Here is a 12,482-nt window from a genome sequence, read left to right as displayed (position 1 = left end):
TAGATTCATCGTCCTTATCTTTAAGAAGCCCTGGTGTATCAGTCATAAACATTAAAGTTTCAGCTTTAAGACTTTCAGCTATTTTAGCAGCAGCAGTATCAGCATTTATATTGTATACGTTTCCTTCTCCGTCGCATCCTATAGTAGCAACTATAGGAGTGTATTTATTTGTTATTATAGTCTCCAATAAATGAGCATTCACTTCTTCAACATCACCTACAAACCCTAAGTCATCATTAGAATCGTATTTTTTTATTTTAAACATATTTCCGTCTATACCGCATATTCCAAGAGACTGACCTCCGCAGCTGTTTAGTATGCCGACAAGTTCTTTATTTACCTTACCAGCTAAAACCATTTTTACTATTTCAGCTGTTTCTTTATCTGTATATCTAAGTCCGTTTATGAATTTAGATTCTATGCCGACTCTGTTAAGCATTTCTGTTATATCTTTACCGCCGCCATGTACAACTATTACCCTTATTCCTAAAGTTGATAATAAAGCAACATCGCTCATAACAGATTCTTTTAATTCATGATTCTCCATTACGCTTCCGCCGTATTTTACAACAACGGTTTTATGCTGATATTTTTGTATATAAGGCAATGCCTGATTTAAAATATATGCTTTATCTTTATTTGATATATCTGTAAGGCTCATAATATATTCCTATTTTTTATTTGTTTAGCTTCTGTACGCACTATTGATTTTTACATAATCATAAGTTAAGTCGCATCCCCAAGAAACAGCTTTTACTCCGTTATTTTTATGGCTGTTCATATTTATCATTATTTTTATTTCATTTTCTTTAAGTATTTTTAATCCCTCATCTTCATCGAATTCTAAACCATATCCGTTTCTAAATACTTCTATAGAACCGAAACTAGATCCAATAGTTACAATAATCTTGTCTATTTCTATACTATCAATATCTGTATATCCTATAGCACATAATATTCTTCCCCAGTTCATATCGCATCCGAATATAGCAGATTTTACTAGGCTTGATTGTATTACAGACTTAGCTATTTTTCTTGCAGTATCTAAATTATTTGCATTTATAACTTCGCATTCAATTAATTTTGTAGCACCTTCTCCGTCTTTTGCTATTAATTTTGAAAGATGGGTGTTTAATCTATTTAAAGCATGACAGAATAATTTATAATCATCATTTTCAGAATCTATCAATTTATTATTAGCCTCTCCGTTGGCAAGTATTACACACATATCATTAGTAGATGAATCTCCGTCGATACTAATCATATTATATGTATTTATAACATCTTCACTTAAAGCCTTTTGCAGCATTTGAGGTGTAATGTTAATATCTGTTGTAATAAAGGAAAGCATAGTAGCCATATTAGGATGTATCATTCCGCTTCCTTTTGCTATGCCTCCGATACTAATAGTTTTTCCATCCAATTCAAAAGAATATGCTACTTCTTTTGTGAATGTATCAGTTGTTAAAATTGATAATGCAGCATTTTTAGAATATTCAGCTGTATTTTGAGCATTATCTATTAAAGTTCTAAGATTATTTTTTATAGGATCTATAGGAAGGGACATTCCTATAACTCCTGTAGAAGCCACAACAACATCCTGTTCATCTATATTTAAATGCATAGCAGTATATTTGCACATTTCTTTTGCCACTTCAACACCGTCTTTATTACATGTGTTTGCATTTCCTGAATTACATATAATAGCCTTAGCTTGTCCATTTTTTAAATGCTCTTTACTGACTATAATATTTGCTCCGCATACTTTATTTTTAGTGTATACGGCAGCAGCAGAACACATACTTTTGCTGTATATAACCCCTAAATCTTTTTTCTCTTTTTTCTTTTTTATACCAGCATATATTCCATTTGCAAAAAAACCTTTAGCAGCACATACACCGCCATCAACTCTTTTTATGTTATCGTTATTTTGTGTCATATTTATTCTCCCAAATAAATTTTTTTTTAATATTAAAATGCAGGCGGAATGATGTTTAATCCAGTATCTTCATCTAACCCTAATGCTATATTCATATTTTGAATTGCCTGACCAGCTGCTCCCTTTACCATATTATCTATAGTTGATACTATTATTAATTTATTAGTTCTACTATCTATGTGTAAAGATATATCACAGTAATTTGAATATTTTATATTTTTTAAATTAGCTATATTTCCAATATCAAGCATGCGTATAAATTTTGAATCTTTATAGAATTCTTTATATAGTTTATGTATATTTTCTAATGATGTGCTTTTGTCTTTTAATTTAGTATATATTGTTGAAACTATGCCTCTGTTAAGCGGAAGCAAATGAGGTACAAAAGTTACTTTTATGTTTTCCCCATAAATGTTTGATAATGTTTGTTCTATTTCCGGCGTATGTCTATGCTCAGCAATTTTGTATGGAGCAAATGCTTCATTGCATTCTGTAAAGTGAGTGTTTAAAGTTAATTCCCTTCCTGCTCCAGTAGCACCGGATTTTGAGTCAATTATTATGTCATCCTTTTCTATTATCTTGTTCACCAATGCAGGTGCCAATCCCAATCCTATAGATGTAGGATAACATCCTGGGTTTCCTATGATTTTTGCATTTCTTAAATCTTTTTTATTGAATACATTATCATATTTAATTATTTCCGGTATTGAATAAATTGCAGCTTCATGAAGATTTTTATATTTATATTCTTTTTTATACCAATTTTTATAATCTTCTTCATCAGAAAGCCTGAAATCTGCTCCCAAATCAATAAATAGTATATTTTTTTTATAGCATTTATTTGCAATTTCTTCACTTAGTCCGTGAGGTAACGAAGCAAATAATACATCTGTTTCTTCAAAAATTTCGTTTTCATCTATTAAAGTTTTATTACAATTTTTGTTTAAATTAGCATATATTTCATCTATTGTTTTACCTACAAAACTTTTTGAAGATAGATTTTGTAATTTTATTTTAGGATGAGATAATAGAAGTCTGATTAGTTCTACTCCTGCATATCCTGTTGCTCCTATAACTGAAACTCTTATCATTGGTAAACTCCGTAATAAAGATTTGTATATTTAGAATGTTTTTGAATTGAAGTAGGAATTAAAGTAATGAATTACCTAGTATAAATAAATAATGTAGTAATGAATTATACATAAATGATAATCCTAATATATTTACTATCGGCAATAATGATATTTTATTTTTTTAAAAATGTCAATGATTTTGTGATTATTTTATAGTATTAATTTTACTTGTTTTTTATTTAAAAATATTGTATAATAAAAAATATGTTAAAGATTGCACAAAATATTTGCTTAATCCCAAGCCAAGCCAAGCCAAGCCAAGCCAAGCCAAGCCAAGCCGCAATATATACAATATTTTTCATATTAATATCTAATTTTTATATAAAAATCATATTTTATTATAATAGTATTCTATCATATAGGAGTATTTTAAAAAAATGATGAATATATGCATGATAAGCGATAATAATTATACTATATATTTAGGTACATTAATTACTTCTATATTAAAAAATTCATCTTCTGATGATAATTTTTGTTTTCATGTAATTACAGAGGATATGACGGATGATAATAAAAATAAGTTATTACAATTAAAAGAAATAAAAAATTTTGATATAAAATTCTATGTTCCTCGAATAGATAGATATAAAAGCTGGGAAAAAAAATATAAAGAATTAATAGTATGGAGATACAATGTATTTATTAAATTGGACATTCCAGAAATACTTAAAGACCTTGATAAAGTGTTGTTTTTAGATTGCGATATGATAGTTTTGAAAAGTTTAAGAGAAGTATTTGAAATAGATATAAATGATTATTTAATAGTAGCAACAAGAAGATATTGCCATGAAAATCAAATTTTAGAAAAACACTTTGTTAGTAATAATAAATTAAATAAGAATAAGATTAAAGATTCTTTTTTTGATGATGATGATTTGCATAAATTTGGAATAGAAGATAAAAATTTAAATGAATGGGTAAATTCTGGTTTTATGTATATGAATTTAAAAAGATTGAGAGGGCTTATAACTGAAAAAGATTTGGAAGAACATTTAATTAGATGTATAGAATATAAAATTAAATTTGGTGATGAAATATTTTTTAATTATTTTATAAAAAATGATCAAATAAAAAGGATTGATGGTAAATATAATGTTGGAGCAATAACTTTATACGATAAAAATTTTTATGATGATAATATATGTATTGCACATTATACAGGAGGTTTTATGCCTATTTCTTTACCTCCTAGTTATTTACCTATATATGAAAAAAATATGTATTTTTATAAGATGTGGGAATATTTTGTTTTGACACCTTGGTTTAAAGAAAATCCAATCTATTATATTAATATATTTAATCAATATGATATAACTTTATTAAATAGAAAAATAAATAAAATTATAGATTTTATAGTTTGGATAATTCCATCAAAAAAATTAAGAGATAAAATCAGATCTAAAATAAAATATGAGTTTGAATTATTATAAATTTTAATTATTAAGCTTTAAAATATTCATAAAATATAAGTTATAATTATTGATTTTTTATATTCTTACAATTATAATGTTTTAACTAACTGTAATAATTTTTATATTTTTATGAGGCATTTTATAGATGGATAGTATATTTAATTCAGATAGTTTGCTTAATTCAGCTATGACAGTTTGCTGGATTGGTTTAATTATATCTTCAGTATTGGCACTTACAATAATAATTGATAGATTTATATATTTTACAAGAATAAAAGCACAGGATGATTCATTAGCTCCAAAGATAATTTCTTTAGTTAAAGATAATGAAATAAAAGCAGCTATTGCATTATGCGAAACTAATAAAACTCCTTTATCCAATATAATCATCTCAGGATTAAAAAATACTAATATGCCTAAAGAATTTATGCAAAGCCAATCTAACAAAGAATTGCCGAAATTAGAAAGATTTATTTCAACTCTTTCAACAATATCTACAGTAGCTCCTTTGCTTGGCTTATTAGGTACTATATTAGGCATGATACAATCTTTTGCGGTTATATCTGTTGTTGGAAGCGGAAAGCCTACAGCTTTAGCAGGAGGTATTGCTAATGCACTTCTTACAACAGCAGCTGGACTTATTATTGCAATTCCATCTGTTGTTTTTTATAATTATTTTGTTAATGCCATAAACTCAAGAATATTGTTTATGGAGAATTTATCCAATGAAGTTTCAGATTTTATAATAAATTCAAATGATAAAACTAATAATTAATTAATTTTATTTTGATATCTCAATATCTTAATTGACATTATTATTTTATGTAGTATAATTACTATATATAGTTTTTAATAATTTTTTTTAATATAGGGGTTTATTTATGAAGTATCTATATTCTTTTTTAATTATAATATCATTAATTTTTATTTCATGTTCATCAAAAACTTCTAATACAGAATCATCTGATAAAGTATTTAAAATAGGAATTTTACAGTTAATTGAACATGATGCTTTAGATGCTTCTTACAGAGGTTTTGTTGATGGTCTTAAAGAGGCAGGATATGAGGATGGTAAAAACATTATTATAGATTATCAGAATGCTCAGGGAGAACAAGCTAATTGTGTTACTATAGGTCAAAAATTTGTTAATGATAAAAGTGATTTAATATTGGCAATAGCAACACCTGCGGCACAGGCTGTGGCAAATATGACAAAAGATATACCTATACTTGTTACAGCAGTTACTGATCCGGCAGCAGCTAATTTAGTAGCTAATAATAAAACTCCTGGCGGAAATGTTACAGGAACTTCTGATTTAACTCCGGTAGAAACACAAATAGAACTATTAAATCAAATAACTCCTAATTTAAAAACAGTAGGGCTTTTATATTGTTCAAGCGAGCAGAATTCAGTATTTCAAATGGATATAGCTAAAAAGAAATTAGATTCTATGGGATTAAAATATATAGATGCTACAGTAACAAGTGCTAATGAAATACAGCAGGTGGTTCAAAGTTTGATAGGAAAAGTAGAAGCTATTTATACACCAACTGATAATATGATAGCAGCCGGCATGGCTACAGTTGCATTAGTTGCAGAGCCTGCTAAACTTCCTGTAGTTTGCGGAGAGGGCGGTATGACTATGCTTGGGGGTACTGCTACTTATGCTATAAGTTATTATGAACTTGGAAAATTAACAGCTTCTCAGGCTGTAATTATATTAAAAGGTATTAAAAAACCTGGTGAAATGTCTATAGAAACTTTAAAAAAGTTTGATTTAGTTGTAAATACTAATATGGTTAATAGTATAGGTATTACTATACCGGAATCATTATATCAAAAATAAATAATAATTTTATAAAAATAATAGAGTATAAAAAATAATAGTGCAGAGGAACATTTTTTATGGAAGGGCTTTTACTTGCAATACAAGGTGCAGCATCTCAGGGTATAATTTGGGGTGTAATGACGCTTGGTGTTTATATAACATTTAAAGTATTGGATTTTCCTGATTTGACAGTTGACGGCAGCTTTGCATTGGGAGGTGCTGTGAGTGCTATGCTCATTTCTAACGGTATGAATCCTTTTATCACTTTGTTTTTTGCATTTTTAGCAGGCTCTTTGGCTGGATTTGCAACAGGTTTCTTGAATACAAAATTACAAATTCCTGGTATATTAGCCGGTATTCTTACTATGATAGCTTTATATTCTATTAATATTAGAGTTATGGGAAACAGGCCTAATATACCGCTTTTAGGAATGGATACTTCTTTAACTATAATACAAAATTTCTTATCTTTAAATAAAGTATTATCCGATTTGCTCGTAGGATTTATATTTTCTGTAATCATCATAGCTATAATGTACTGGTTTTTCGGTACTGAGATGGGTTGTGCTATAAGAGCTACAGGAAATAATGAAAGAATGATTAGGGCATTAGGTGTAGATACTAATGTTATGAAAATAATAGGACTTATGATATCAAATGCATTGGTTGCTTTATCCGGTGCTTTGGTTACTCAGAGTCAGGGATATGCTGATGTGGGTATGGGAACAGGTACTATAGTTATAGGACTTGCCTCTGTTATAATAGGTGAGGTTGTATTTGGAAACAGATTCTCATTCTGGTACAAGCTTGCTTCTGTTGTAATGGGTTCTATTATATATAGAATAATAATAGCTATAGTTCTTCAATTGGGATTAAAAGCTACAGATTTAAAACTTCTTACAGCTATAATAGTTGCTATTGCTCTTTCAGTGCCTGTATTAAATAGAAAGGTTACCAGAGTTGTAGGCGGCAAAAGAAAAGGGTAATATAGGAAGAATATTATGTTGGAATTAAAAGAAGTTTATAAAACATTCAATAAAGGTACAATTACAGAAAAAAAAGCTATTAAGGGTGTTAACCTTAAATTAAATGACGGAGATTTTGTTACAGTTATAGGCGGAAACGGAGCAGGAAAATCCACTCTTTTGAATTTGATTGCCGGAGTTTATGAAGTAGATTATGGTACTATATCAGTTGATGGAGTAGATATTACGGATAAGAAAGAGTATGCAAGAGCAGGACTTTTCGGCAGAGTTTTCCAAGATCCTATGGTTGGTACTGCATCTAATATGGGTATAGAAGAAAATTTGGCACTTGCTAAAAGAAAAGGTAAAAGAAGAACTTTAAGATGGGGTATAACTAAGGCAGAGCGTGAAGAATACGTTGAAAAATTAAAAAGACTTGATTTAGGACTTGAAACAAGGCTTCAGTCAAAAGTAGGGCTTTTATCAGGTGGACAGAGACAGGCATTAACTCTTCTTATGGCTACTCTTAAAAAACCAAGACTTTTACTATTAGATGAACATACTGCGGCACTTGACCCAAAAACAGCAAAAAGAGTATTAGACCTTACAGAAGAAATAATTAGAGAAGACAAGCTTACAGCATTTATGGTTACTCATAATATTAAAGATGCTATTCATTACGGGAACAGACTTATAATGATGAATGACGGACATATAATATATGATGTTGCAGGCGAAGAGAAGAAATCATTAGAGATATCTGACTTACTCAAGAAATTTGAAACAGAAGAAGGTGCTTTAAGCGATAAATTACTGCTCTCTTAATGTTTTTTATATTTTTTGATTGTTCTGTTATAAGACATATTATAGTCAAAATTGTCATAATCCGGCAGTATTTTAACTTTGTTATTTTATGAATTAATCTTTATGTCATATTATAATCAATATAATTATTTATATTTAAAATCATTATAAAGATTTTCATTTGATATATTTGGATCAACTTGGTATATTTTATAATATTTTGAACACAGTATATAAAAGAAAAATTATAAGATTTTATATCAAGTTATTGAAATAGAATCTTATAATTTTGCAGTTAATATATTAATATTATAAATAATTATTCTTTATTATTTTTGTATTCTATAGCTTCTTGAACTATAGGTACTAATACATCGAAATCAAGAGGTTTTTCTATAAGTCTGAATACTCCCTCTGCAATAATCTCTTTAACCATTTCTGTATTTCCATAAGCGGTTATAATGATTATAGGTATTGAACTTTTTCTCTTTTTCATTTCTCTTATTAATGCAAGTCCTGTCATAGAAGGCATTAATAAATCTGTGATAATAACATCAACAGGATTGTGTTCTAGTATAGTTATTGCTGATTTACCATTCTCTGCTGTAATTACTTCAAGATTATGAGGTTCAAAAGTATATGTTATAAGATTCCTTATAGGCTCTTCATCATCCACAGCTAGTATCAAAGGTTTACCATTTACCATTTTTTATCCCCATATAATTATTTTAAATGTATTTAGATAATCTATAAAGAACACTTTTTTTACCTAAAAGTTCACATATATGAGATAGTTCACTTCCTGCCGCACTGCCTGTTAATACATAGCGTATAGGGTGATATAGGTTAGGTCCTTTTAATCCAGTTTCTTTTTGTGCCTTTTTGATTAGGGCTTTCATATATTCATCTGTAATTTCATCAGTACTTTCTATATCATTCTTTATAAATTTAAGTAAGTTTTTACTTTCTTCTTTATTTACAAGTTCTTTCATTTCATCTGTAAGTTCAAAATCATTTTCAAAGAAAACAGGTACATATTTTACTATATCTGATAAAACTACACAATTATGTCTTATAACAGAAACAAGTTTTTTAGCCCAAGCATGTTCAGCTTCAGTATAGTTTTCTTTTAAAAATCCGCCATTAACAAGATATGGTATAAAAAGTTCTGTAATTTCATCTAAATTTGTATTTTTTATATGCCAAGCATTTAAATGTCTTAATTTAGCAGTATCAAAAATAGCAGGACTTTTTGAGAATCTGTCCAATTTGAATGCTTTAATCATATCATCATCAACCATAGTTTCCATAGCTTCCGGGTGAGTCCATCCAAGTAGAGCAAGGAAGTTTCTCATAGCCTGAGGAAGGAATCCTTCATCTTTGTATTCCATTAAAGTAGCAGCGCCATGTCTTTTTGATAATTTTTTTCTGTCGTTTCCAAGTATTGATGAAGTATGAGCAAATCTAGGTACTTCTGAACCTAATGCCTCATATATAAGTATCTGCTTAGGAGTATTTGATATATGGTCTTCTCCTCTTATAACATGTGTAATTTTCATAAGCATGTCATCTATAACAACAGCATAATTATAAGTAGGGAAGCCGTTTTCTCTTACTATAATAATATCTCCTATTTCATCGCTGTTTGTTTTTACGATGCCTCTTACATAATCATCAAATGTAACAACCTGATTTTTAGGAACTCTGAATCTGATTTTAGCAGGTTCTCCGTTTGCCACTCTTCTTTTAGCTTCTTCTAATGGTATATCTTTACATTTGCCGTCATATATAATAGGCTGATTAAGAGTTTTCTGCATATTAGATTTCTTTTCTAATTCCTCAGAAGTACAGAAACAATAATATGCCTTTCCTTCTTCCATAAGTTTTTCAGTATATTTCTTATATATATCAAGTCTTTCAGATTGAAAATACGGACCATAATCTCCGCCTACTTCAGGACCTTCATCCCAATCTATTCCAAGCCATTTTAATGATTTTATAGCCATATCAACAGCTTCTTTAGTGCTTCTTTCTTGGTCAGTATCTTCTATTCTTAGAATTAATTTACCATTTATAGCTTTGGCATACAGCCAATTAAATAATGCAGTTCTAGCGTTTCCTATATGTAAAAAACCAGTTGGAGATGGAGCGAAACGAACTCTAATATCCGACATAAAAATTTACTCCTTGTTACTTTAAACTTCGACTATTATACATCAAAACAAATAAATATCAATTAAATAATAGTTTTATGCCGAAATAAATTTTATTTGTTTTATCAATAGAACTTGAAATCTTTTTTATATTATGTTATACTTAATCGTAATTCTATATTTGGTGTATTATGGGCAATATTGTTGTTATTACAGCTCCCTCAGCTGCAGGTAAAACTACTCTAATAAAAAAATATATGGCTAATCATCCTAACGCTTCATTTAGTGTTTCTTATACAACTAGAGAACCAAGATCAGGCGAAGTTGATGGTAAAGATTATTATTTCGTAGACAAAGAAAAATTTGAACAAATGATATCGGATGGCGATTTCATAGAATGGGCTAATGTTCATGATAATTATTACGGAACCGCATTTAAAGAGTTAGAAAAAGCAGATAATGAAGATAATATTTTAATACTTGATATAGATATTCAAGGTGCTTTATATCTTAAGAGTAAAGAAATAGAAGCAAATTATATATTTATAATGCCTCCTTCAATAGAAGATCTTAAAAAAAGATTGGAAGCAAGAGGTACAGAAACAGAAGAAAGTATTAAAACTAGAATATGGAATGCTAAAAGAGAAATATCATTCAAAGATAAATTTGATATTATTATAGAAAATGATGATATAGAAAAGGCTTATAAAGAGCTTGAAGAAGCTATAAATTCAAAATTATAAAATTATATAATGGAGTTTAATATATGGGTATAATACCGTTGGAAAAGCTTATAGAATATAGAGGCAACCGTTATGAATTGAGCAGAGCTATGATAGAATTAGCTAAAAACGGCGGAACTTTATTAAAAGGTGAAACTAAATACAGAGGTGGAAAATATATTCCTACTGTTATGAAAAATATATTAGATGGTAAAATTAAATATGAATATGAAGAAGGTGTTGATATGATAGTTGATGAAGAAGCACCTTTTAAACATTCTGAAATTGAATATAATGAATCTGAATATTCTACAGAAGAGGAAACAGTAGTTGAAGATAATGAAGTTGAATATGTTTCAGCTGATATTGATGATTCTGACGATATGTATGATGATTATGATGATGAAGAAGAGGATAAGCCTAAAAAAAGAAAAGAGCTTCAAAAAAGAAAGATGAATAAATAAAGTGAAGAAAATTGTATTTATATCCGGAGCTACTGCCTCCGGAAAAAGCGGTTTTGTACATAACTTAATAGATAAATATTTCAATAATAATTCCGCCGTAATTTCTATAGACTCGATACAGGTTTATAAATATATGGATATAGGCTCTGCCAAACCATCGGCAGAAGAAATAAGCAAATATAATTATAAAATGGTTGATATCCTTGAACCTACTGTTAATTTTAATATAAAAGATTATCTTGATATATTTAAAGATGTAATATCTAATATAGATGATAATAAAATAATATTTGGTGTAGGCGGTACCGGATTTTATATAGATGCCATTAAATACGGTATATTTGAAGAAGAAAATGATAATAAAGATAGTTCTCAAAAGATTAGAAAAGAGCTTTATGATAGAATAGATAAATACGGATTAGAGAGTTTGTATTTAGAACTATTAGATAAAGACAAAGAGGCAGCAGAAAATATAGACAGATTTAACAGCAGACGTGTTGTAAGGGCTTTAGAGGTGTATTATAATACAGGTAAAAAATTTTCGGATCTTAAAAAAACTAGAAAACCTGTTGTTGATTTAGAATATTTAAGCTGCATTATAGATATTGAAAGAGAGACTCTTTATGATAATATAAATAAAAGAGTTGATTTAATGTTTCAAAAAGGTTTGCTTGATGAAGTTAAAAAAATTATTGATATGGGAGTTAATAATTCTAATACATCTATGCAGGCTATAGGTTATAAAGAATGCTATGATTATATTGTTAATGATTCTTTGAATTTAGAAGAAACCATTGAACTTATCAAAAAACGCACTAGAAATTTTGCTAAAAGACAGCTTACATGGTTCAGACGTGAGGAACATAAGAGAATTACACCTAATGATATAGATATTACAGCTGATTGTATAAAGTCATTTTATGGTATTTAGTTTTTCTATATATTATTAAAAATATTTAATATATTATTCCTATCAAAAATATATGTTGACTATAAAAATGCCCTATGATATAATTATATAATAGGATTCTTATTAAAATTAGAGGTATTAAGTGGAT

General features: G+C 28.4%; 13 protein-coding genes. 8 read left to right on the top strand and 5 right to left on the bottom strand.

Going from position 1 to position 12,482, the window contains the following annotated elements:
• The 3 genes from argB to argC form a co-directional block, all read right to left on the bottom strand.
• Positions 1–661: acetylglutamate kinase (argB, locus tag Q0J90_RS01570; RefSeq protein ID WP_297276238.1), on the bottom strand; the 661-nt coding region annotated here is incomplete at its 3' end.
• 24 nt (positions 662–685) lie between these two features.
• Complete coding sequence (gene argJ / locus Q0J90_RS01565; protein WP_297276237.1) at positions 686–1,939, bottom strand: bifunctional glutamate N-acetyltransferase/amino-acid acetyltransferase ArgJ; 1,254 nt, start codon at positions 1,937–1,939, stop codon at positions 686–688.
• A gap of 32 nt (positions 1,940–1,971) precedes the next feature.
• On the bottom strand, positions 1,972–3,030 hold the full coding sequence (gene argC / locus Q0J90_RS01560; protein ID WP_297276236.1) for an N-acetyl-gamma-glutamyl-phosphate reductase: 1,059 nt from the start codon (positions 3,028–3,030) through the stop codon (positions 1,972–1,974).
• A 419-nt stretch (positions 3,031–3,449) separates the two neighbouring features.
• On the opposite strand from argC, the gene Q0J90_RS01555 reads away from it, so the two are divergent.
• The 5 genes from Q0J90_RS01555 (at position 3,450) to Q0J90_RS01535 (ending at position 8,106) form a co-directional block, all read left to right on the top strand.
• Positions 3,450–4,505 carry a glycosyltransferase gene (locus tag Q0J90_RS01555; RefSeq protein WP_297276235.1) on the top strand — a complete coding sequence of 352 codons (1,056 nt, stop codon included), beginning with the start codon at positions 3,450–3,452 and terminating at the stop codon, positions 4,503–4,505.
• A gap of 127 nt (positions 4,506–4,632) precedes the next feature.
• Positions 4,633–5,262 carry a MotA/TolQ/ExbB proton channel family protein gene (locus Q0J90_RS01550; RefSeq protein ID WP_297276234.1) on the top strand — a complete coding sequence of 210 codons (630 nt, stop codon included), beginning with the start codon at positions 4,633–4,635 and terminating at the stop codon, positions 5,260–5,262.
• Between the two features lie 106 nt (positions 5,263–5,368).
• Positions 5,369–6,334: an ABC transporter substrate-binding protein gene (locus Q0J90_RS01545; RefSeq protein ID WP_297276233.1), complete on the top strand. Its 966-nt coding sequence runs from the start codon at positions 5,369–5,371 to the stop codon at positions 6,332–6,334.
• Positions 6,335–6,393: 59 nt separating this feature from the next.
• The gene (locus Q0J90_RS01540) at positions 6,394–7,302 is read left to right on the top strand and encodes an ABC transporter permease (protein WP_297276232.1); all 909 of its coding nucleotides are present in this window, start codon (positions 6,394–6,396) and stop codon (positions 7,300–7,302) included.
• A 15-nt stretch (positions 7,303–7,317) separates the two neighbouring features.
• Positions 7,318–8,106, top strand: coding sequence for an ABC transporter ATP-binding protein (locus Q0J90_RS01535; RefSeq protein WP_028329829.1), 789 nt, complete (start codon positions 7,318–7,320; stop codon positions 8,104–8,106).
• 298 nt (positions 8,107–8,404) lie between these two features.
• On the opposite strand, the gene Q0J90_RS01530 is transcribed toward Q0J90_RS01535, so the two are convergent.
• A complete protein-coding gene (locus Q0J90_RS01530) occupies positions 8,405–8,791 on the bottom strand; it encodes a response regulator (RefSeq protein ID WP_028329827.1) in 387 nt (128 codons plus the stop codon).
• Positions 8,792–8,813: 22 nt separating this feature from the next.
• Positions 8,814–10,259, bottom strand: coding sequence for a glutamate--tRNA ligase (gene gltX, locus Q0J90_RS01525; RefSeq protein ID WP_297276231.1), 1,446 nt, complete (start codon positions 10,257–10,259; stop codon positions 8,814–8,816).
• Between the two features lie 170 nt (positions 10,260–10,429).
• Here gltX and gmk point away from each other — a divergent pair, with 170 nt between their 5' ends.
• The 3 genes from gmk to miaA are packed head-to-tail and all read left to right on the top strand — an operon-like array spanning position 10,430 to position 12,355.
• Positions 10,430–10,981, top strand: a complete 552-nt coding sequence (gene gmk, locus Q0J90_RS01520) for a guanylate kinase (RefSeq protein WP_297276230.1) — start codon at positions 10,430–10,432, stop codon at positions 10,979–10,981.
• 23 nt (positions 10,982–11,004) lie between these two features.
• Positions 11,005–11,424, top strand: a complete 420-nt coding sequence (locus Q0J90_RS01515; RefSeq protein ID WP_297276229.1) for a hypothetical protein — start codon at positions 11,005–11,007, stop codon at positions 11,422–11,424.
• Position 11,425: 1 nt separating this feature from the next.
• Entirely contained in the window at positions 11,426–12,355 is a 930-nt protein-coding gene (miaA, locus tag Q0J90_RS01510; protein ID WP_297276228.1) for a tRNA (adenosine(37)-N6)-dimethylallyltransferase MiaA, read from the top strand.
• Positions 12,356–12,482 lie beyond the last annotated feature (127 nt).

It is taken from the genome of uncultured Brachyspira sp. (assembly GCF_944390595.1).
Lineage (GTDB): Bacteria > Spirochaetota > Brachyspiria > Brachyspirales > Brachyspiraceae > Brachyspira.
Note: the sequence above shows the minus strand (reverse complement) of the source record. Positions and strands in the feature narration are given on the sequence as shown.